Here is a 20,796-nt window from a genome sequence, read left to right as displayed (position 1 = left end):
GCCCTTGGCGAGCAAGCGCTTAGCCATTGTGTTGAGTCCCGCCGCAAGGGCCAAGTCCCGTGCACCGTCGGCCCCGGCCGCGCGCCTCAGCCCGCGTCCAGCTCCGCTATGAGCCTCTTCGGGGCGATCACCCGGTAGCTCTCCTCCACCCAGTCGCACAACAGCTCCGTGGCGGGGGCGCCCTGCTCCTCCAGCGGGACGCTCACCCAGCCGGCCCTGCCCAGGCCGTATCCCGCGGGCTCGGCGCCGGGACAGGTCAGTGCATGGGCGTGGAGCTCCTCGTCCTTGAGCTTCACCGTGACGCCCAGGGGATGGCTGCCGTCGCCGGCGCCGAGGAAGACGAACACCTTCTTGTTGACCTTCGCCACGCTCCCGCCCCACGGGAACTCCTCGACCGCGCCGGGCAGGCCGAGGGCGAACCCGCGCACCTTCTCCCACTTTTTCAGCGCGTTCCTCTCCACGGCCACGGCCACCTCCTGGTCCCACGCGATCCCGCTCGTCCGGCTGCTCGTACCTCACGCTAGCCTCAGCCACCGACAATGGCTCGGGGGCGAGTGCGAGGGGTGCCATGAGCGGGCAGGGCAGGGCGGAGCGGCCGTACGACATCGTGCTCTTCGGGGCCACCGGGTTCGTCGGGGAACTCACCGCGGAGTATCTCGCCGCGCACGCGCCCGAGGGGCTGCGCTGGGCGGTGGCGGGGCGCAGCGCGCGGAAGCTGGAGCGGCTGCGCGAACGGCTGCCCGGCGGCGAGGAGATCGGGGTGCTCCGGGCCGACGTGTCCGATCCGGGATCCCTGCGCGAACTCGCCCTGCACGCGCGCGTGGTGGCCACGACGGTCGGCCCCTATCTGATGTACGGCGAGGAACTGGTCGCCGCCTGCGCCGATGTGGGTACCGACTACCTGGACCTCAGCGGCGAGCCCGAGTTCGTGGACCTGATGTACGTCCGGCACGACGCACGCGCGCGTGAGACCGGGGCACGGCTCGTGCACGCCGCCGGCTTCGACTCGGTCCCGCACGACCTCGGGGTGTACTTCACCGTCCAACAGCTGCCGGAGGGCGAGCCGCTGACGGTCGACGGGTTCGTGCGCTCCGACGCGATGTTCTCGGGCGGTACGTTCGCCTCCGCGCTCAACCAGTTCTCGCGCGGGCGTCGGATGCTGGCCGCGGCCCGCGACCGCAGGCGGCACGAGCCGCGGACGGTGGGGCGGCGGGCGTACGCACCGGTGGGCGCGCCCCGGTTCGCCAAGGAGGTCGGGGCGTGGGCGCTGCCCCTACCCACGATCGACGCGCAGGTGGTGCAGCGCTCGGCACGGGTCCTGAAGCGGTACGGGCCCGGCTTCCGCTACCGCCACTACGCGGCGGTCAAGAGCCTGCCGTTCGCCGTGGGCGGGGCGGCCGGCGTCGGCGCGGTCCTCGCCGCCGCCCAACTGCCGCCCGTACGGCGCTGGTTGTCGGACCGGGTCAAGCCCGGGGAGGGGCCGAGCGCCGAGAAGCGGGCGAAGAGCTGGTTCTCGGTGCGGTTCGTCGGCGAGGGCGGAGGGCGCCGCGTCCTCACCGAGGTCTCGGGCGGCGACCCCGGCTACGACGAGACGGCGAAGATGCTCGCCGAGTCGGCGCTCAGTCTCGCGCTCGACGACCTGCCTCGTACGTCCGGGCAGGTCACGACGGCGGTGGTGATGGGCGATGCGCTGATCGAGCGGTTGCGCCGGGCGGGGATCACCTTCAGGGTCGCGGGGAAGTTGTAGGCCAACCAAGGGGGTTACTGGGCCCAGCCCGTCACCGTGTAGATCATCCCGCCTATCCAGGCCAGTCCGGCGACCACGGCGAGGAGCAACCCGGCGAGTACGACCCGCTCGACGGGCTGGCTCGGGGTGGCGGCGGGCTTCGGGGCACGGTGTGTCGTCATGGGGCACAGCCTGCCGATCATGGATGTGGGCCCACATCCGTACAGGTACTCAGATCGCGTACTCAGTTCACGTACTCAGTCACCTCGTAGGTCACCTGGTAGGTCACCTCAGGCAGTCGCGGCCCTGAGTGCCCGGCGGCACAGGGCGTCGGCGCGCCGGGTCGACTCCGGCAGGCGGTAGGCCGGGGTGAGCGCGAGCGTGTGCGCGCAGGCGTTGTCGAGGCTCACCCGGTGGCCGACCGACACGAACACCGGCTTGACGCCGTCCCGGGTACGCAGGGCGCGGCCGACCTCCTCGGCGCCCGCGAGCAGCGGAGAGGCGCTGCCGCGCGGGGCGGCCGGGTCGTCGTACGTGAAGGTGAACGGGTTCTTGGCGACGCCGATGGTGGGCAGGGCGGTGAGGACGCCGAGGTGGGCGGCCAGGCCGAAGCGGCGCGGATGGGCGAGGCCGTAGCCGTCGCAGACGACGAGTCCGGGCTCGCACGGGAGCGCGTCGAGGGCGGCCAGGACGGTCGGGATCTCGCGGAAGGCGAGCAGGCCGGGCACGTAGGGGAACGGGACCCGGCCGACGGCGGTGGCTTCGGCGACGACGTCGAGCGTCGCCGCGTCCAGCACCACGGCCGCCGCCGCGACCAGGTCCCGCTCGTCGGCGTACGCGACGTCGACGCCGGTGACATGACCGGTCCCGGGCGCCGGCCCGGTCTCGTCGAGCACCACCCTGCTCCGCAACTCGTCCTGCACGGCGCGGGCTTGCTCTTCGGTCGCGGGCCAGCCCGCCGGGATGCGTACGGTCGTCATGGTGGTGTCGAGGGTACGCATCCGGCGCCCGGCCGGTGTCCTTCGGGGATCTACTTGTCTCCGAGGGCGCGCCGGAGCTCGCTCTTGTTCATGTCCGAGCGGCCGTGGATGTTCCGCCGCTTGGCCTCCTCGTACAGCTGGTCGTAGGTGGGGCCCTGGGAACCCTTGTGGGAGCGCTGACCGCCCCGCTTGCCGGACGGCATGTCCTGGGTGGAGATACGGCTGGCCTTCTCGGACTCGCCGGAGCGGGCGCGTTCCTTGTTGACGGTCCGGGCGGCGATCTCCTTGGCGCGTTCCCCGCTCTCTCCCCGGTCAAGGGCGCTCTGCCTGATCTTCTCGTACTGGCGTTCCCGCTTGGGGCTGGAACCGCGTGGCATGATCGCTCACTCTCCTTTCGCCGTCCGAGTACCCCATCGTCCGAGTACCTGATGTGCTCCCCGTACCTGATGTGCTCCGAGTACCTGATGTGCGAGGTGTGCGGAGTCAGCGCTCCAGGCGTACCACCCGCCCCTGTTCGCCGGACGCCCAGCAGCCCGGGCCTCCCCGACCGGGACTCCGGCCGGGGGCGCAGTCCACGGTGTCGTACGAGCCCGTGTCGACGGTCCGCCAGGTGCGGCCGCCGTCGGTGGTGAGGTCGGTGCCGGTGGAGCCGACGGCGAGGGGCCTGGTGCGGCTGTGCGGGAGCCAGGTGACGCCGGAGCGGATGGGGGTCCCCCAGGCGTCAAGCACTGGGGGAGGGCGGGGGCTGTGCCGCGGGGGTCCAGATGCGGCCGCCGTCCGGGGTGGTCGCGGCGGCCCGGGGCGAGGCCTGGCCGGGGCGGTAGTCGCCGCCGACCGCGATGCCGTGCGCGCGGTCGCGGAAGGCGAGGGCGAAGACGCCGCGGGCCGGGTCGCCCGCCGGGACCGGGGTGTCGGTGACCGTCCAGGTGAGACCGCGGTCGGCGGAGTGCAGCACACGCGCGCGTACCGCCCCGCCGGTGGCCGGCCACACCTCGCGAGGCCCGGCGCCGACCAGGCACAGCCCCCTCGCCGCGAACCCGGCCTCGCCCTCCAGCGCCGGAGGCATCCCGGCGTCGGGCAGCACGGTCCAGGAGCGGTCGCCGTCGCCGGCGGAGAGGATGCGGAACTTTCCGTTCACCGGGTCGCTCATGGCGAGCCCGTGGCGGCGGTCGAAGAAGATGAGGCAGTCGTAGAAGGCCCGCACGTCGGTGTTGTGGAACGACTCCGTCCAGGTCGCGCCGCCGTCCTCGGTGCGGTACATCCGGGAGGCCTCGCCCTCACCGATGGCGAGCGCCACGGCCCGGCGCGCGTCGAATGCCTCGATGTCCCGGAACTGCAACTCCCCCGCGCCGGGCGGCGACACGTCGGCCCGGTTCGCGCCCCCGTCCGTCGTGCGCAGCACGGTGCCCAGAGAGCCGGCCGGCCAGGCGGTGCTCCGGCTGACCGCAGCGAGGCCCCGGAACCGTACGTCCTGCCTGCCGCTGTCCTTCGGCTCCCCGTGCGGCTGCGCGCCCCCGCCCGACGGCCGCTGTGGGCCGTACGCCTGCGTGGGTGCCGTCAGTGCCGCGGCGAGCGCCACCGCGCACAGACCCACCGTCACCGTCCGACTCACCCGTCCCGACTTCCCCATGCCCCTCATGGCGGGCGAAGCTGGTGCACTCCCCCGGTGCCGTCCAGATGGCCTCGACGGGAACCGGAGAGCGTGTTCGGATGTCCTCTTCGATATCCGATGCGATTCCGATTCGATGTCCGATGCGATGTCCGATTCGATGTCGCGGAGAGCACGGGATGAGAGCTGGATCACCACAGTGAATGAACCCGGTGACACAGGTCACTCGACTTTCATGTGCACGGATCTGCCCATTCCGCCGTCTCTTCAAGTGCCCAGCCGCATACACCCGGAGTCCGTCCAGCCGTCACAAGGGAGCAAGGCGTTGTCCACCGTCATCGAGCAGCCCGTAGAGGCCCGCCTCGTCGCCGCCGCGCCGCGGATGCCGAGCATTCCCGCAACGCTCCAGTACGACCGGCGCGACCCGTTCGCCGTCCGGATGACCTTCCCGGCCCCGGCCACCCTGGAGGGCGTGGAGGTCTGCTGGACCTTCGCCCGTGACCTCCTGGTGTCCGGCATGGAGGGCGCCGTCGGCCAGGGCGACGTCCGCGTGCGGCCGTACTACGGCTACGAGCGTCTGGTCATGGAGTTCCACGCCCCCGAGGGCACGGCCGTCGTGCACGTCAAGTCCGGTGAGGTACAGGGCTTCCTGGACCGTACGACCGAGCTGGTGCCCCTCGGTCTCGAACACCTCCAGCTCGACCTGGACCACGACCTGGCGGAGCTGATGCGCGACGCGTGCTGACGGGTGGGCCGGGGGCCGTGTTAATCCGTTGACACCCCCTACGCACCCTCCTACGTTGTACAGCGGTCCTGTTGCCGTCGATTGGAGAAGGACGTTGCTCGTCTGAGGTCCTGAGACACCGCGTCACACACCGCCGCGTGTGTGCGTTGCGTGCGACCTCGGCGTACGAGCCGTCCTCCGGCGCGGGGCCCTTTTCATGCCCCCTCGCGGTGTCTCACACGCGTTGCCCTTGACCCACCTCAAGCAACCGCGAGGCCGCCCATGTCATATTCCGTTTCCTGTACGTCCCTCTCCTTCGCCTGGCCCGACGGCACCACCGTCTTCGACGACCTGCAGATCGCGTTCGGCCCCGGCCGGACCGGGCTCGTCGGCGTCAACGGATCAGGGAAGTCGACCCTGTTGAAGCTGATCGCCGGAGAGCTCGCCCCGGCCGAGGGCACGATCCGCGTGGCGGGCGAGGTCGGCCACCTGCCGCAGAACGTCACGCTCGACACCGGACTGCGGGTCGACGAGGCGCTCGGTATTGCCGCGACCCGGGCCGCGCTGCACGCCATCGAGGCGGGCGACGTGGCCGAGGAGCACTTCGCGACGGTCGGCGACGACTGGGACGTGGAGGAGCGCGCCCGGGCCACCCTCGGCGAACTCGGCCTCGGCCACATCGACCTGGACCGCACGATCGGCGAGGTCTCCGGCGGCGAATCGGTGCTCCTGCGCGTGGCCTCGCTGCTGTTGCGCCGCCCGGACGTCCTCCTGCTGGACGAGCCCACCAACAACCTCGACCTGTACGCGCGTCGGCGCCTGTACGACACCGTCGCGTCCTGGTCCGGGGTGATGATCGTGGTCAGCCACGACCGCGAACTCCTCGATCTGGTCGACCAGATCGCCGATCTCCGCTCCGGGGAGGTGAGTTGGTACGGCGGCAACTACTCCGCGTACGAGGAGACGCTCGCCACCGAACAGGAGGCGGCGGAGCGGATGGTGCGGGTCGCCGAGGCCGACATGAAGAAGCAGAAGCGTGAACTGATCGAGTCCCAGGTCAAGTTGGCCCGTCGTAAGCGGTACGGACAGAAGATGTACGAGCAGAAGCGCGAGCCGAAGATCGTCATGGGGGCGCGCAAGCGCGCGGCCCAGGTCTCCGCCGGCAAGCACCGCATCATGCACGAGGAGAAGCTCGCCGAGGCCAAGGACCGCCTCGACGAGGCCGTGGAGGCCGTACGGGACGACGACGAGATCCGCGTCGACCTGCCGTACACGGCCGTGCCCCCGGGCCGTACCGTCCTCACCCTCCAGGACCTGGAGTTGAGGTACGGCGCACGCATCCCGGGCGGCTTCGACCTGCGCGGCCCCGAGCGGATCGCGCTGATCGGGCGCAACGGCTCGGGCAAGACGACGTTGCTGCGCACCGTCGCGGGCGAGCTGGAGCCGGTGGCCGGCGAGACGAAGGCGCACGTACCGCTGCGCTTTCTGCCGCAGCGGCTCGACGTGCTCGACGACGGGCTGACGGTCGCCGAGAACGTGGCCCGGTTCGCGCCCGGCGCCACCAACAACCGGGTCCGGGCCCGCCTGGCCCGCTTCCTGTTCAAGGGCGCCCGGGCCGACCAGGAGGCGGCGACGCTCTCCGGCGGTGAACGCTTCCGGGCCGCGCTCGCCGCGCTGATGCTCGCCGAGCCCGCCCCGCAGCTCCTGATGCTCGACGAGCCGACGAACAACCTGGACATGGCGAGCGTGCGGCAGCTCACCACGGCCCTGGAGTCGTACGAGGGGGCACTGATCGTGGCCAGTCACGACATGCCGTTCCTGGAGTCGGTCGGGATCACGCGGTGGCTGCTGCTGGAGGACGGAGAACTGAGGGAAATCACGTCGGAGGCTGTCGGGTAGGCCGCCTGGCGTCGTCGGCATGAGTCACATCGATGCCGTGGGCATGGGCCGCCTCCCTCGGTGAGTGCCAATGCATCGATCCGGCCACGCAGTTGCCCGAGCCGCAGGGGGGCGCGCCGGAGGCGGGAGGACGAGCGCGCGGAGGCCCGAGGGTTGAGCGCGGTCGGCCTCTCGACCCGCTGTAGCGCCCCGGAGGCGACCGGACTCCTCGACCGGCTGGTGGACGCGGGCAACACCGTCATCGTCGTCGAGCACGACCTCGATGCCGTCGCCCGCGCCGACTGGTTGATCGATCTGGGCCCGGACGGCGGCGGGGACGGCGGGCTGGGCGTGTTCGAGGGGACGCGTGCAGAGCTGCTGGGGGCGGGTCGTTCACGGAGGAGCACCTGCAACGGGCGGTGGGGCACTCCGGCGTTTGAGGAGCCGGGGGGCCGGCCCGGCTTGGGCGAAGCCCACGGCGCCCGGGGAACCGGCCCGGGTTGGAGGCCGGCGCGCGCACCCGCGTACGGTGAGATGGCGGTGGGGAGACGGTGACGCTGTCCCTCGGGGGTTTCGTCGCCCCGGCGCGGCCCTGCATGATGTGCGCCGTCAGCCCCTCGAACAGGTGCCCTGATCGACTTCCCCGAGACGGAGAACCACACGTGTCCAGCAAGAAGGCCCTGATCCGCCGACCCAGCCCTCGTCTGGCCGAAGGGCTGGTCACGCACATCGAACGGGAGAAGGTGGACGTCGATCTCGCGGTCGAGCAGTGGGAGGCGTACGCGGAGGCGCTGCGCACGCACGGCTGGGAGACGATCGAGGTGGACCCGGCCGACGACTGCCCCGACTCGGCGTTCGTCGAGGACACGGTCGTGATGTTCCGCAATGTGGCGCTGATCGCGCGCTCCGGCGCGAGTTCGCGGCGCGACGAGACCGCCGGGGTCGAGGAGGCCGTGGCCGCGCTCGGCTGCTCGGTGAACTGGGTCTGGGAACCGGGCACGCTCGACGGCGGCGACGTCCTGAAGATCGGCGACACGGTGTACGTCGGACGGGGCGGGCGCACCAACGCCGCCGGGATCCAGCAACTGCGCGCGGCCTTCGAGCCGCTCGGGGCGCGGGTCGTCGCCGTACCGGTGAGCAAGGTGCTGCACCTGAAGTCGGCGGTGACCGCGCTGCCCGACGGCACGGTCATCGGGTACATCCCGAAGATGGACACGCCCTCGCTGTACTCGCCCTTCCTGCCGGTGCCGGAGGAGTCCGGCTCCCACGTGGTGCTGCTCGGCGGGGACAAGCTGCTCATGGCGGCCAGCGCGCCGAAGACCGCCGAGCTGTTCGCGGACCTGGGCTACGAGCCCGTCGTCGTGGACATCGGCGAGTTCGAGAAGCTCGAGGGCTGTGTGACATGCCTCTCGGTCCGGCTGCGGGAGCTGTACGCCTGACGTCTGACCCCGCACCCGTTTTGCCCCGCGACCTGCGGGTCCGCGGGGTGTGTCGCAGGCCTTGGGAGCCCTGCTGATCAGCGGTCTTTACGACACCCTTAACCTACGGATACGTAACCTACGGATTCGTAGCCTACGATGCCGTAAGTTCGGGCCACGCGCTCGTGGCCACGCTCGCTCGTACGTCCCCTGGAGCCACCGTGACGATCACTTCCCCCCATCTCGGCAACCCGTCCGCCTGGACCGACGCCCGGTTGCTGTACGCGCTGGAGGAAGTTGTCGAGAAGGAACTCAACCGGCATCTGCAGGTCGCCAAGGACTGGATGCCGCACGAGTACGTGCCGTGGAGCGACGGCCGCAACTTCCCCGGCCTCTTCGAGGACGGCGAGGCCTGGGACAAGGAACAGTCCAAGGTCACCGAGATCGGCCGGATCGCGCTGGTCGTCAACCTCCTCACCGAGGACAACCTCCCCAGCTACCACCACGAGATCGCCACGCTCTTCGGCCGCGACGGCGCCTGGGGCACCTGGGTGCACCGCTGGACCGCCGAGGAGGGCCGGCACGGCATCGTGATGCGCGACTACCTGCTCGCCTCGCGCGCCGTGGACCCGGACAAGCTGGAGCAGTTCCGCATGGCGCACATGAGCGAGGGCTTCGAGCACGACCACCGGCACTCGATGCTGCACTCCGTCGCCTACGTCGCCTTCCAGGAGCTGGCCACCCGCATCTCGCACCGCAACACCGGCCACCAGTCCGGTGACCCGGTCTGCGACCGCATGCTGGCCCGCATCGCGACCGACGAGAACCTCCACATGGTCTTCTACCGGAACCTCCTCAAGGCCGCCTTCGAGCTCGCCCCCGACCTGACCATGGAGGCGGTCCGGGACGTGGTCGTGAACTTCCGCATGCCCGGTCACGGCATGCCCGGCTTCGAGCGCGCCGCCGCCCAGATGGCCATCGGCGAGGTCTACAACATGCGGATCCACCACGACGACGTCCTCCAGCCGGTGCTCCGCTTCCTGAAGGTCATGGAGATCGACGGCCTGGGCCCGGACGGCCTGCGCGCGCAGGAGGAGCTCGGGCTCTACATGGACGGGCTCGACTCGGAGGCCAGTAAGTTCGACGAGAAGCTCGCGGCGCGCAAGGCACGGATGGCGGCGCGCGCGGGCGCGTAACACACGGGCCGCGCGCCCGGCGGCTCTTACTCGTACGCGATCAGCGGGCCCGCGAACGCGATCCAGGCGGCACGCAGGTCGGCGTGGATACGGCTCTGGGGGCCCGGGGGCGAGCAAAGCGGGACGGGAGTCACCCAGGGCGTGGGGGTGGAGGCGGTGCCGACGCTCTTCGGGGCGCCGTTCGGTTACCGGCTCACCCGGGAGTTCGTCCACCCGTGCTCGTTCGGGTCGGTGCGGTCGGCGTCCGGCGGTGGCCGGAAACGGCCGGTGCCGGACGGGGGGGCCGTCAGCCGGGGTCGGTGCGCCTGAGTCGCAGGCGCTCCTTCTCCGACAGCCCGCCCCAGACGCCGAAGCGCTCGTCGTTGGCGAGCGCGTATTCGAGGCAGGCGGAGCGCATCTCGCACATGCCGCAGATGCGCTTCGCCTCGCGCACCGAACTGCCAGGCTCGGGGAAGAAGAAGTCGGCACCCGTCTGCGCGCAGAGCGCCTGCCCCTGCCAGTCGATGACAGAGGGGGTGATCGTGTCGTAGTACATGGGCAGGATGGTGCCGGGCGGCGAAAAACGTTCGATCAACGCCGCATCAACGCGTGGTTCCCAGCCTTCGATCCTGCCCACGCCCGACCGGGCAGCGCACGGCGGCGCGCGGGAGAGGCGCACACGTACACGATCCGCGCCACGACCCACGCCACGGTCCATGCCGATCACCGAACGGGACCGCACCCATCGCCACCCTGGTCACCCACCCCGCTGCCACATCCCGGCGGCGGTTGTCAGTGGGCGGTGCAAGACTCGGGCAGAGCAGGCAAGGGGACCCTTCAGAGGAGGGCAAAGATGCTCACCACCCGTTATGTCACCGGCGCCCCGAACTGGCTCGATCTCGGTACCCCCGACATCGACGGCGCCTCGTCCTTCTACGGCGGTCTGTTCGGCTGGCAGTTCCAGTCGGGCGGGCCCGAGGCCGGCGGCTACGGCTTCTTCCAGCTCGACGGCAGGACCGCCGCGGGCGGCATGCAGAACCCACCGGAGCAGGGCCCGCCCTCCTGGACCGTGTACTTCCAGACCCCGGACGCGGACGCCACGGCGAAGGCCGCCGAGCAGGCGCACGGCTCGGTGCTCATGCAGCCGATGGACGTGATGGAGCACGGCCGCATGGCCATCCTCGCCGACCCCGCGGGCGTGCCCTTCGGCATCTGGCAGCCCGCGCGGATCAAGGGCCTCGATGTCGTCGTGACCCCCGGCTCGCTGTGCTGGCTGGAGCTCTACACGCCGGACCTGCCCGCGGCCGCCGGGTTCTACAACGCCGTGTTCGGCTGGGAGACCTCCGCCATCACGTTCCCCGAGGGCACGTACACGTGCGTCAACCCGGCAGGGACCGAGCCGGAGGCCATGTTCGGCGGCATCGTCCCGCTGGCCGACGACCCGACCGAGACGGAGACCGGGGCGTACTGGCTGCCGTACTTCGAGGTGACGGACACGGACGCCACGGTCGGCAGGGCGCGGGAGCAGGGCGGCAAGGTCCGTATGCCCGCGACGTCCATGGAGGGCGTGGGCCGTTTCGCCAAGCTCGCCGATCCGTACGGGGCACGGTTCGCGGTGCTCAAGAGCGAGCCGCCGCAGGGCTGACCCCGAGACCCGAGACCGGCCGGGCACCGAAGTGTTCGGTCGGCCGTCGGGACGTCGGTGAGAGCGCTCTCAGTCGAAAGTCCTGACCAATCAATTCCCCCTGGGAACAGTGGGTGCACCACGGCAGGGGCCTCACCCCCTGTGCCGAACGGACCCACGGCCGCCGACTACGACCAGGGCGCCGTGACGAACCACTGGACGCGCGTGGTGCACGCCGACGCACCCATCGGGTACGCGTTTCCGTACGACGACGTACGGCCCGACGGTCAGCCGGACGTGTCGGGCGCGGCACACGACGGGAACCCACGGCGGTTCACGGTGAGTGTGGGCGCGTAGCCCTCAGGCGGAGGCGCGTCGTACCAGCGTGGTCGGCAGGACGACGCTGGAGGGCGCGCCGCCCACCCCCTGCTCGGCCGGGCCGCGGCGCTCCAGTCCGCGCAGCAGCAGCCGGGTCATCAACCGCCCCATCTCCTCTATGTCCTGACGGACCGTCGTGAGCGGCGGGTCGGTCTGTTCGGTCACCGGCAGCATGTCGTCGAAGCCGACGACGGCAACGTCCTCGGGGACGCGCCGCCCCCGCTCGTGCAGGACACGCAGGGCACCGGACGCGGAGAGGTCGTTGGCCGCGAACACGGCGTCCAGGTCCGGGCAGCGGTCGAGGAGCTCCCCCATCGCCCGCTCCCCGCCCGCGGGCGTGAAGTCGCCTTCGATGATCAGCCGGGGGTCGGCATCCACCATGACGTCCCGGAACCCGTCGAGCCGGTCCACCGCCGAGGTCTGGTCGAGGGGCCCGGTGATATGGGCGGTCCGGGTACGCCCCAGAGCGACGAGATGCCGTACGGCGTCCCGCGCGCCGCCCCGGTTGTCACTGTCCACGTAGACGACACCGCGCGTGCCGTCCCCCCAGCCGGGCCGCCCGCCGAACACGGTCGGTACACCGGCGCCGTGGATCAGGCCCGGCAGCGGGTCGTCGAGGTGCAGCGAGAACACGAGCGCGCCGTCGACGTGCTCGCCGGCGAGGTACCGCCCGACGCGGGCGTGGTCGTCCCGCCCTTCCGTGAGCAGCAGCACGAACTGGGAGTCGTGCGCGGTCAACTCCTTGCTGATGCCCCTGAGCTGGAGGGCGAAGAAGGGATCCGCGAAGACCCTGGTCTCGGGCTCGGCGATCACGACGGCCACGGCGTCGTGCCGCCGGGTGACCAGACTCCGGGCGGCCTGGTTGGGCACGTACCCGAGTTCCTCGACAGCCTTGCGCACCCGCTCCACGAGCGGCTCGCGCACGCCCTCGCCCCCGTTGACGACCCGCGACACGGTCGCCCGCGACACCCCGGCCCGCGCCGCCACGGCCTCCAGCGTGGGGCGCGACGCTGTCTCGGTCACTTCGGGTCTCCTCCAGAGCGGTTCCGGATCAGGATACCGGCGCTCCGGAGCGGTGCTTGAGAGCGCTCCCTGACAACCAAACCCGCTCCGTCCCGGAGACGTCCAGGACTTGCCCCCGGTCACAGCCCCCTCCGGGTCGTACTAATGCTCGTGCGGCTCGTACCCCGGAATCGTCCCGTCCGGCTTCCGTACCAGGAACAGGCCCACCATCCCCATGTCGGAATGGCTCTGGACGTGGCAGTGGTACATCCAGGCGCCGGCGCCGACTCCCTCGCCCGCGATCACCTGGAAGCCGAAGGAGTCGGCGGGGCCCGTGATCTTGTTGTCGATGACCTGGCTGGGGTCGTCGGGCCCGGTCAGCATGCCTGTGCGGTTGTCCGCCCAGCGGTGACCGTGCATGTGGAAGGTGTGGTAGTACTCGCCGTGGGTGATCACGACGAACTCGACCCGGTCGCCCACGGTGGCCTCGAAGTCGGGCCCGGAGTGGGCGGGCTTGTTGTTGATCATCATGTCGTTGAAGACGACGGTGACGGTCTTGTCCGGGAGGACGTCGCCCTTCCTGCGGACGATCACCGGGCCGTACAGACCCTTCCGGATACCGCCCGTGCCGTGCTCCGTGCCGACGACGTGGTCGTGGTAGTGCCAGTACCCGGCGCTGCCCGCACGCCAGGTGCCGTCTTTGCGACGGCCGGGGGCATGGGTGCGCCAGGTGTAGGTGCGGGTGCCGCCGGGCTCGACGTCGCTCCTGTTCAACTTGGTTCCGTCGCTGGAGATTTCGTAGTCGAGGCCGTGGACGTGCAGGCTGGCCGCCACGTCCATGGTGTTCTCGAACTCGATGTGGAGCGTGTCGCCCTCGTTGAGCTCGATCAGTGGCCCGGGGATGGACGCCTTGCCCTTTTCGAGGCCGTAGCCCATCTGCCCGTCGGGGAGCCTCTCGGCGTACAGCTTGATGTGCCTCACCTCTCCCCCGGCGGGCGCCGTACGCACGATCGTCTCCTCGGCGCCGAGGGCCTGCGGGGCCGCCGACAACGATGTCGCCATGGCCGCTCCCCCCAGGAGCACCCGCCGGTTGAAGCCGCGTCTGTCCATGCCGAACTCCCCACCCTGGTACGGAATTTGACGGAGGATGACAGAGAGGAAAAGAGAGGGACCTGTGAGACGGTAGCCGTGCGCCTCTCGTTTTTCCACACCCGGGACAAAGTTCGGGCAATCACGGTCATACCTATTGGCGAGCCGCGAAAAGAGGTCTAGCTTCCTTGGCGCTGTTGCTGTGACCAACGAGGGGTGGAGGACCACATGCGGCGCACACCGCATCAAACGCCCTTATCCATAAGAGGGTTGAGCAGAGCCAGACGCGGCTGGACCGCCGCTCTGGCCGCCGGAGTTGTCACCGCCGGGGTTCTCACGGGCCCCGCCGCGGGCGCGCTCCCGGCGCCCGACCCGACCCTGACAACGATGTCCATCACGTCACCGCCGGGCAGCGCCACCCCGAGGGTGCTGCTCTTCTACGGCTCCGCGGCGCCCGGCGAGGAGTCGCCGCTCGTCAACGCGGGCATCGAGGCCATCGAGAAGATCGGCCTGTCCGGACCGACCGACCAGCGCTTCGACGTCGTCGCCACCGACAACGCCTCCGTGTTCACCAACGACACCCGGCTGAGCCGCTTCAACGCCGTCGTCTTCCTCACCGGCGGCGGAGACGTCCTCGCCCCCGAGCAGGAGGCGGGCCTTGAGGCCTATATGGAGGCGGGCGGCGGTTTCCTCGGCGTCCATGACGCGGCCCGCGCCGAGCCGTACTCGGACTGGTTCACGGGCCTGATCGGCGCCCGCCCGGCCGCCTCGAGCCCAACCGCCGTGCAGCGGGCGACCGTTGAGGTGGGCGACCGGCGGCATCCGGCCACGAAGGACCTGCCGGTGCAGTGGAAGCGCCCCGACCAGTGGTTCAACTGGGTGAAGAACCCGTCCGGTGACGTCCACACCGTCGCCCGGGTGCGGGAGTCGACGTACCAGCCGGGGGCGAGTGCCAACGGCTGGGACCACCCGGTGAGCTGGTGCCGTGACTACGACGGCGGCCGTTCCTTCTACACGGGCATGGGCGGCACCGTCTCCTCGTACGACGAGACCGACTTCCGTACGCATCTGCGCGGCGCCCTGATGTGGACGACGCGCCTGAGCCAGGCCGACTGCACGGCGACGATCAACGCCAACTACAAGGCGGAGCGCCTGACCCAGCCCAACCAGCCGGGCAGGAACGACCAGATCGGCGAGCCGCACGGACTGGTGACCGCGCCCGACGGACGGGTCCTGTACATCGGCCGGGGCGGCGCCGACGCGTCCCAGCCCGTGGTCATCGACTGGAACGACCCGGACATCGGCAAGGGCCAGGGCGAGATCCACGTCTACGACCCCAGGACCGGGCAGATCACCCTGGCCGGCGCGCTCACCGTCTTCGGCAACAAGGGCGGCGGCGACGAGCTGATCAAGGTCGAGGAGGGGCTGCTCGGCATCGAGCTGGACCCGGCCTTCCAGCGGAACGGCTGGGTATACCTGCACTACACGCCCCACTCGCAGATCAACCGCGACACCCGCATGGCCGAGCGCCGCGTCTCCCGCTTCACGCTCGACCTCGCCACCAACAAGCTGGACCTGAGCAGCGAGAAGGTGCTGCTGAACTGGCCGGTGCAGATCCACAGTTGCTGTCACGCGGGCGGCGGGATGGCCTGGGACTCCCAGGGCAACCTGTACATCGCGACCGGCGACAACAACTCCAGCCGCTTCAGCGACGGTTACTCGGGCAACAACCCCGAGCCCAACTACAAGGGCGTCTCGTTCGCGGACGCGCGCCGCACCGCCGGCAACACCAACAACCTCAACGGCAAGATCCTTCGCATCCACCCGGAGCCCGACGGCACGTACACCCTCCCCGACGGCAACCTCTTCACGGGCAGGGAGACCGACGAGGGCGGCGGCAAGACACGCGGCGAGATCTACGTCATGGGAGTCAGGAACCCCGCCCGCATCTTCGTCGACCAGAAGACCGACACCCTCTACGCGGGCTGGGTCGGCCCGGACGCGAGTACGCCCTCACCGACGTGGGGCCCGGCGAAGTACGACACGTTCGCCGTCATCACCGAGGCGGGCAACCGGGGCTGGCCGTACTGCATGGGCAACAAGCAGCCCTACCGGGACCGCAATCTGCCGGACCCGTCGCAGCCGCTCGGCTGGTACGACTGCGACCACCCGAAGAACGAGTCCCCGAACAACGACGGCCTCGTCAACCTTCCCCCTGTGACCGGCAACAACATCTGGTACGCGCCCCAGGGCGGCGCCCCGGACTTCCCGCGCGACGCGAACGGCGTGCCCTCGTACAACAGCGAGGAGGCCACCTATCTGCTGCCGTGGCTGAAGGGCGGCGGACAGGCCGCGATGAACGGGCCGGTCTACCGGTACGACGCCTCGGTCGCCGGCGACGGTCAGTGGCCCGCCTATTGGGACGGCAAGTGGTTCGTCGGTGACTTCTACGACGCCGACCAGCCGCGCCACGCCGTGCTCACCGACCCCAGGACCGAGGGCGACGGCGGGCTGCCGATCCACGCGGAGTCGCTGAAGAAGATCGTGCCCATCGGCAACGACGGCATCAGGAACCTCATGGACTGGAAGTTCGGGCCCGACGGTTCGCTGTACGTCCTGGACTACGGGCGCGGCTTCTTCACCTCGGACTCCAAGTCGGCGCTGTGGCGGGTCACTTACACGGGCGGTGGCCCGACGCCTGCCGCCGATCAGCTGGCGAGGAAGGCGGAGTGATGCGCGAGAGACGTTTGTGGACGGCCTTGCTGGCGTCCTTGCTGATGGTGCTCGGGCTCACGTCGACGTCCGCCGTCGGCCAGACCGACGCCCCGACGGACTCGGCCGCCCAGGTGCTGACCTGGACCGCCGACGGTGGCATCAACGCGTACACGTCGGCCCCGCAGACCGCGGTGGCGGGGCCGACGACGATCGTCTTCGAGAACAGCGAGGCGACCGGCAACACCATAGGAATGCCCCACACGTTGACGTTCGACGTCTCCGACCCGGAGTACAACAACGACGTCCCGCTGAACATCCTGGCCAACCCCAACGACGACCAGGGCGGCCGCCACACCGCCGAGGTGACGCTCACGCCCGGCCGCTACCTCTACTACTGCGCGATCCCCGGCCACGGGGTGATGCAGGGCATCCTCGTGGTGACCGAGGGCAGCGGCGAGGACACCACCGCGCCCGAGACGTCGTCCTCGGTGAGCGGGACGCAGAACTCCGACGGTGCGTACGTCGGCTCGGCGACCGTGACCGTCGGCGCCACCGACGAGGGCTCGGGGGTCGACCGCGTCGAGTACGCGATCGGCGACGACGGAGCCTGGCAGCCTTACACCACTCCCGTCGTGATCGACCAGGTCGGTGACCACAAGGTCCGCTACCGGGCGATCGACCGGGCGGGCAACACGGCGGACGAGAAGAGCGTCGAGTTCACGGTGGTCGCACCGCCGACGGACGACACGACACCGCCTCAGACGTCCGCGACGGTGACCGGTGAGCAGAACCCGCAGGGTGAGTACGTCGCCATGGCGACCGTCACCGTGTCGGCGTCCGACACCGGCTCCGGCGTCAACACCATCGAGTACGCGCTCGGGGCCTCGGGCGCCTGGCAGCCGTACACGGTCCCGGTGATGGTGCACGAGGTCGGCGCGCACACCGTGCGCTACCGCGCCACCGACAGGGCGGGGAACGTGTCCGCCGAGCGGAGCGTGGAGTTCACGGTGGTCGCGCCGCCCGTCGAGGACACGAACGCGCCGGTGACCGGGGTGACCGTCGAGGGGGACCGGAACTCCGACGGGGCGTACATCTCCAGCGCGAGGGTGACGGTCGGCGCGACGGACGAGCACGGCGGCTCCGGCGTCGCCACGATCGAGTACTCGCTCGACGGCGGCCCCTATCTCACCTACACCGCACCCGTGCTGGTCGACCGCGCGGGCACGCACACGGTGGCCTACCGGGCGAGCGACCGGGCGGGCAACACCTCCGAGGCCCGGACCGTGAGCTTCACGGTCGTCGCGGGCGGCGGGGTGCCGGCGCCCAACTGCGCCGAGTACGACGAGCGGTTGACCGTCATCGTCGGCACGGTCGACTCGGGTGTGCCGAACCGGGTCACCAACAACCGTTGCCGTATCAATGAGTTGATCGAGGACGAGAAGGAGTGGACGTCCCACGCGTTGTTCCTGAAGCACGTGAAGACGGTCGTCGACAGGCTCCTCGGGGAAGGGGTCGTCGACCAGCGCGAGTACACGGCCGTCCGGACGGCGGCCCGGGAGTCCGGCATCGGCAGGCCCGGCCAGACCGAGGGCTACCGGAAGATCCTCGACGGTACGCCGGAGTCGTTCGCCAAGTGGCAGCACGTGGGCGGCGGTTCGTTCGCCATGAACGCCGACGGGTCGATCACCTCGGGTACGACGGTGGGCGGGCTCGGCATGCTGTGGTTCCCCGAGCGGAAGTACGGCGACTTCTCGCTGCGGCTCCAGTGGCGTGACGACGCGCCGGGCACCGGGAACGCCAACTCGGGGGTGTTCGTCCGCTTCCCCCGGGTCCACGGGCACCCGGAGGAGTCGCGGCCGGAGTGGGTCGCCATCAAGTACGGGCACGAGGTGCAGGTGCTCGACCGGCCCGACGGCGACATGTACAAGACGGGCTCGGTCTACGGCTTCGACCGGGTCGGGCTCGCCGGTGCGGGCGTCACGCAGAAGGGCACCTGGAACGACTACGAGATCCGCGTGGTCGACCAGCACTACTCGGTGTACCGCAACGGCGTGCTGATCAACGAGTTCGACAACATCGGCGGCCAGGACTTCGTCCCGCCCCGCTCGGACGACCCGGGCACGGACGGGCGGCGGTTCGCCTCCGGCTACCTCGGGCTCCAGGTGCACGGGACGACGGACGTGGTGTCGTACCGGGACATCCGGATCAAGGAGTTGTAGAGATCAAGGAACTGTAGGGATCAAGGGGTTGTAGGCCTCAGGAAGTCGCGGGCCTCTCTTTGCGAGCCCTGCTCGGCTGTACCCGCTTGGGTTCCCCCGGCATCTTCGGATACTCGGGCGGGTACGGCAGGTCCCCCAGCCCGTGGTCGTGTTCGTCACGGGAGGCGAGCTCCAGCAGGGCTTCGAGGGAAAAGGCGTGGTCGTCCATGTCGGCGTGCACGTCGCCCAGTTCGGCGAAGCGGCCGGGCATGGTCGCGAGGTCGAAGTCGCGGGGTACGGCGTCGCCGACCTCGTCCCATGTCAGGGGTGCAGAGACAGGGGCGTGCGGGCGGGGGCGTACGGAGTAGGCGGAGGCGATGGTGCGGTCGCGGGCGGTCTGGTTGTAGTCGACGAAGATCTTCTCGCCCCGCTCCTCCTTCCACCAGGCCGTGGTCACCTGTTCCGGCATACGGCGCTCCAGTTCGCGGCCGGCGGCGATGGCGGCGCGTCTGACCTGGGTGAAGGTCCAGCGGGGTGCGAGCGGTACGAAGACGTGCAGACCCCGGCCGCCGGAGGTCTTCGGCCAGCCGCGCAGATCGCCGTACTCGTGGAGGACGGCGCGCAGTTCATGGGCGGCGCGCACGGCGTCGGCGTAGTCGGTGCCGGGCTGGGGGTCGAGGTCGATGCGGAGTTCGTCGGGGCGGTCGACGTCGTCGCGGCGGACCGGCCAGGGGTGGAAGGTGAGCGTGCCGTACTGGGCGGCCCACAGGACGGCGGCGACCTCGGTGGGGCACATCTCGTCGGCGCTGCGGCCGCTGGGGAAGGTGATGTGGGCGGTGGGAATCCAGCCGGGCATGTTCTTCGGGGCCCGCTTCTGGAAGAACGACTCGCCGGTCACACCGTCCGGGTACCGCTCCAGGGTGGTGGGCCGGTCGCGCAGGGCGCGCAGGATGCCGGGCCCGACGGCGAGGTAGTACCGGGCGAGGTCCAGCTTGGTGAAACCGCGCTCCGGGAAGAAGACCTTGTCCGGGCTGGACAGCCGTACCGTCCTGCCCGCCGCCTCCAGCTCCACCGCATCGCCCATGCGAGCCACGGTAGGCGTACCGCGCATACCTCGCACACCGGGCGAATGACCACAGATGGTCGCAGAATCGAAGGCATGGACCTGCCGGTGATGCCGCCCGTGAAGCCGATGCTCGCCAAGTCCGTGGCGAAGATCCCGCCGGGCATGCACTACGAGGCGAAGTGGGACGGCTTCCGGGCGATCGTGTTCCGTGACGGGGCGGAGGTGGAGCTCGGCAGCCGTACGGGCAAGACGCTGACCAGGTACTTCCCCGAGCTGGTCGAGGCGTTCAAGGAGCGGTTGCCGCAGCGCTGCGTGGTGGACGGCGAGATCGTGATCGTCCGCGACGGGCGGCTCGACTTCGACGCGCTGACCGAGCGCATCCATCCGGCGGACTCCCGCGTCCGCATGCTGGCAGGGACGACTCCGGCCTCCTTCGTCGCCTTCGACCTGCTCGCCCTGGCCGACGAGTCGCTCCTGAACGTCCCGCTGACCGACCGGCGCGCCCTGCTGGAGGCGGCCCTTTCCGGCGTCACGGCTCCCGTCCATCTCGCCCCGGCGACGACGGACCGTGCGGTGGCCGAGGAGTGGTTCGAGCAGTACGAGGGCGCGGGCCTCGACGGTGTGATCGCCAAGCCGCTGACGCTGCGCTACCGGCAGGACGAGCGCGCGATGTTCAAGATCAAGCACGAGCGCACGGCGGACGTGGTGGTCGCGGGCTACCGCCTCCACAAGAGCGGGCCCGTCGTCGGTTCCCTGCTGCTCGGCCTGCACGACGACGAGGGCGTCCTCCAGCATGTGGGCGTGTCGGCGGCGTTCCCCATGAAGCGGCGCGCGGAGCTGGTGGAGGAGCTGGAGCCGTTGCGGATGGAGAACGTCGCGGAACACCCCTGGGCGGCCTGGTCGGACGAGGCCGCGCACGAGACGGCACGGCTGCCGGGCGCCCCGAGCCGCTGGTCGGCGAAGAAGGACTTCTCCTGGGTGCCGCTGCGGCCCGAGCTGGTCGCCGAGGTGGCGTACGACCACATGGAGAACGGCGTCCGTTTCCGCCACACGGCCCGTTTCCGCCGCTGGCGCCCGGACCGCACCGCCGAGAGCTGCACATACGCCCAGCTGGAGGAGCCGGTGAACTACGACCTGGCGGAGATCCTCGGCCCGGCGCCCGGCATCGCGCCGTAGCGCCGGATGTGGTCTCGCACTGGGCCGACCGGCCTATC

Annotated in this window: 17 protein-coding genes and 3 pseudogenes; 11 read left to right on the top strand and 9 right to left on the bottom strand. The window is 70.5% G+C overall.

The annotated features are described in order from the left end of the window. Positions 1-86: 86 nt before the first annotated feature. Positions 87-467, bottom strand: a complete 381-nt coding sequence (locus ACWD3C_RS19790) for an MmcQ/YjbR family DNA-binding protein (protein ID WP_451145545.1) — start codon at positions 465-467, stop codon at positions 87-89. A gap of 101 nt (positions 468-568) precedes the next feature. Here ACWD3C_RS19790 and ACWD3C_RS19785 point away from each other — a divergent pair, with 101 nt between their 5' ends. Continuing rightward, positions 569-1,747 carry a saccharopine dehydrogenase family protein gene (locus ACWD3C_RS19785; protein WP_451145543.1) on the top strand — a complete coding sequence of 393 codons (1,179 nt, stop codon included), beginning with the start codon at positions 569-571 and terminating at the stop codon, positions 1,745-1,747. 14 nt (positions 1,748-1,761) lie between these two features. Here ACWD3C_RS19785 and mmpA read toward each other — a convergent pair whose 3' ends face one another. The 4 genes and pseudogenes from mmpA to ACWD3C_RS19765 all read right to left on the bottom strand — a co-directional run bounded on the left by mmpA (position 1,762) and on the right by ACWD3C_RS19765 (position 4,336). Continuing rightward, entirely contained in the window at positions 1,762-1,908 is a 147-nt protein-coding gene (mmpA, locus tag ACWD3C_RS19780; RefSeq protein WP_451145541.1) for a morphogenic membrane protein MmpA, read from the bottom strand. Positions 1,909-2,016: 108 nt separating this feature from the next. Next, complete coding sequence (locus ACWD3C_RS19775; protein ID WP_451145539.1) at positions 2,017-2,706, bottom strand: endonuclease V; 690 nt, start codon at positions 2,704-2,706, stop codon at positions 2,017-2,019. Between the two features lie 50 nt (positions 2,707-2,756). Next, positions 2,757-3,083, bottom strand: coding sequence for a plasmid stabilization protein (locus ACWD3C_RS19770; RefSeq protein WP_451145537.1), 327 nt, complete (start codon positions 3,081-3,083; stop codon positions 2,757-2,759). A gap of 106 nt (positions 3,084-3,189) precedes the next feature. Further along, a pseudogene (locus tag ACWD3C_RS19765) lies at positions 3,190-4,336 on the bottom strand (oxidoreductase). Positions 4,337-4,640: 304 nt separating this feature from the next. Here ACWD3C_RS19765 and ACWD3C_RS19760 point away from each other — a divergent pair. The 5 genes and pseudogenes from ACWD3C_RS19760 to ACWD3C_RS19740 all read left to right on the top strand — a co-directional run bounded on the left by ACWD3C_RS19760 (position 4,641) and on the right by ACWD3C_RS19740 (position 9,531). Then, positions 4,641-5,060, top strand: a complete 420-nt coding sequence (locus tag ACWD3C_RS19760) for an SsgA family sporulation/cell division regulator (RefSeq protein WP_451145535.1) — start codon at positions 4,641-4,643, stop codon at positions 5,058-5,060. Positions 5,061-5,321: 261 nt separating this feature from the next. Beyond that, positions 5,322-6,938, top strand: coding sequence for an ABC-F family ATP-binding cassette domain-containing protein (locus tag ACWD3C_RS19755; RefSeq protein ID WP_451145533.1), 1,617 nt, complete (start codon positions 5,322-5,324; stop codon positions 6,936-6,938). Positions 6,939-7,142: 204 nt separating this feature from the next. Continuing rightward, positions 7,143-7,357: pseudogene (locus ACWD3C_RS19750) on the top strand (hypothetical protein); the annotation flags it as partial. Positions 7,358-7,579: 222 nt separating this feature from the next. Then, the gene (gene ddaH, locus ACWD3C_RS19745) at positions 7,580-8,356 is read left to right on the top strand and encodes a dimethylargininase (RefSeq protein ID WP_451145531.1); all 777 of its coding nucleotides are present in this window, start codon (positions 7,580-7,582) and stop codon (positions 8,354-8,356) included. Between the two features lie 200 nt (positions 8,357-8,556). Beyond that, positions 8,557-9,531, top strand: coding sequence for an acyl-ACP desaturase (locus ACWD3C_RS19740; protein WP_451145529.1), 975 nt, complete (start codon positions 8,557-8,559; stop codon positions 9,529-9,531). 286 nt (positions 9,532-9,817) lie between these two features. Here ACWD3C_RS19740 and ACWD3C_RS19735 read toward each other — a convergent pair whose 3' ends face one another. Then, on the bottom strand, positions 9,818-10,066 hold the full coding sequence (locus ACWD3C_RS19735) for a WhiB family transcriptional regulator (protein ID WP_451145680.1): 249 nt from the start codon (positions 10,064-10,066) through the stop codon (positions 9,818-9,820). A 297-nt stretch (positions 10,067-10,363) separates the two neighbouring features. Here ACWD3C_RS19735 and ACWD3C_RS19730 point away from each other — a divergent pair, with 297 nt between their 5' ends. Next, on the top strand, positions 10,364-11,155 hold the full coding sequence (locus ACWD3C_RS19730; RefSeq protein WP_451145527.1) for a VOC family protein: 792 nt from the start codon (positions 10,364-10,366) through the stop codon (positions 11,153-11,155). Between the two features lie 135 nt (positions 11,156-11,290). Continuing rightward, positions 11,291-11,491 (top strand): annotated as a pseudogene (locus tag ACWD3C_RS19725) (beta-1,3-glucanase family protein); the annotation flags it as partial. A 3-nt stretch (positions 11,492-11,494) separates the two neighbouring features. Here the strand turns inward: ACWD3C_RS19725 and ACWD3C_RS19720 are convergent. Then, the gene (locus ACWD3C_RS19720; RefSeq protein WP_451145525.1) at positions 11,495-12,535 is read right to left on the bottom strand and encodes a LacI family DNA-binding transcriptional regulator; all 1,041 of its coding nucleotides are present in this window, start codon (positions 12,533-12,535) and stop codon (positions 11,495-11,497) included. A 141-nt stretch (positions 12,536-12,676) separates the two neighbouring features. Beyond that, positions 12,677-13,624 carry a multicopper oxidase domain-containing protein gene (locus ACWD3C_RS19715; RefSeq protein WP_451145523.1) on the bottom strand — a complete coding sequence of 316 codons (948 nt, stop codon included), beginning with the start codon at positions 13,622-13,624 and terminating at the stop codon, positions 12,677-12,679. 207 nt (positions 13,625-13,831) lie between these two features. Here ACWD3C_RS19715 and ACWD3C_RS19710 point away from each other — a divergent pair, with 207 nt between their 5' ends. After that, entirely contained in the window at positions 13,832-16,336 is a 2,505-nt protein-coding gene (locus ACWD3C_RS19710) for a ThuA domain-containing protein (protein ID WP_451145521.1), read from the top strand. Continuing rightward, positions 16,336-18,537: an OmpL47-type beta-barrel domain-containing protein gene (locus tag ACWD3C_RS19705; protein ID WP_451145519.1), complete on the top strand. Its 2,202-nt coding sequence runs from the start codon at positions 16,336-16,338 to the stop codon at positions 18,535-18,537. Before ACWD3C_RS19710 ends, ACWD3C_RS19705 begins: the two co-directional genes overlap by 1 nt. 37 nt (positions 18,538-18,574) lie before the next feature. On the opposite strand, the gene ligD is transcribed toward ACWD3C_RS19705, so the two are convergent. Further along, positions 18,575-19,600: a non-homologous end-joining DNA ligase gene (gene ligD / locus ACWD3C_RS19700; protein WP_451145517.1), complete on the bottom strand. Its 1,026-nt coding sequence runs from the start codon at positions 19,598-19,600 to the stop codon at positions 18,575-18,577. A gap of 75 nt (positions 19,601-19,675) precedes the next feature. Between ligD and ACWD3C_RS19695 the strand changes: the two genes are divergently transcribed. After that, positions 19,676-20,758 (top strand): ATP-dependent DNA ligase, encoded by a 1,083-nt coding sequence (locus ACWD3C_RS19695; protein WP_451145678.1) that lies wholly within the window; start codon positions 19,676-19,678, stop codon positions 20,756-20,758. Positions 20,759-20,796: the final 38 nt, after the last annotated feature.

The sequence above is a fragment of the Streptomyces sp. NPDC002845 genome, assembly GCF_053591955.1.
This window is presented reverse-complemented; position numbering and strand designations above follow the sequence as displayed.

Excerpts from the sequence above, each read along its gene's own strand:
- ACWD3C_RS19785 (WP_451145543.1), top strand. The coding sequence starts at position 569 with ATGAGCGGGCAGGGCAGGGCGGAGCGGCCGTACGACATCGTGCTCTTC.
- mmpA (WP_451145541.1), bottom strand. The coding sequence starts at position 1,908 with ATGACGACACACCGTGCCCCGAAGCCCGCCGCCACCCCGAGCCAGCCC.
- ACWD3C_RS19775 (WP_451145539.1), bottom strand. The coding sequence starts at position 2,706 with ATGACGACCGTACGCATCCCGGCGGGCTGGCCCGCGACCGAAGAGCAA.
- ACWD3C_RS19770 (WP_451145537.1), bottom strand. The coding sequence starts at position 3,083 with ATGCCACGCGGTTCCAGCCCCAAGCGGGAACGCCAGTACGAGAAGATC.
- ACWD3C_RS19755 (WP_451145533.1), top strand. The coding sequence starts at position 5,322 with ATGTCATATTCCGTTTCCTGTACGTCCCTCTCCTTCGCCTGGCCCGAC.
- ACWD3C_RS19735 (WP_451145680.1), bottom strand. The coding sequence starts at position 10,066 with ATGTACTACGACACGATCACCCCCTCTGTCATCGACTGGCAGGGGCAG.
- ACWD3C_RS19730 (WP_451145527.1), top strand. The coding sequence starts at position 10,364 with ATGCTCACCACCCGTTATGTCACCGGCGCCCCGAACTGGCTCGATCTC.
- ACWD3C_RS19715 (WP_451145523.1), bottom strand. The coding sequence starts at position 13,624 with ATGGACAGACGCGGCTTCAACCGGCGGGTGCTCCTGGGGGGAGCGGCC.
- ACWD3C_RS19710 (WP_451145521.1), top strand. The coding sequence starts at position 13,832 with ATGCGGCGCACACCGCATCAAACGCCCTTATCCATAAGAGGGTTGAGC.
- ACWD3C_RS19705 (WP_451145519.1), top strand. The coding sequence starts at position 16,336 with ATGCGCGAGAGACGTTTGTGGACGGCCTTGCTGGCGTCCTTGCTGATG.
- ligD (WP_451145517.1), bottom strand. The coding sequence starts at position 19,600 with ATGGGCGATGCGGTGGAGCTGGAGGCGGCGGGCAGGACGGTACGGCTG.
- ACWD3C_RS19695 (WP_451145678.1), top strand. The coding sequence starts at position 19,676 with ATGGACCTGCCGGTGATGCCGCCCGTGAAGCCGATGCTCGCCAAGTCC.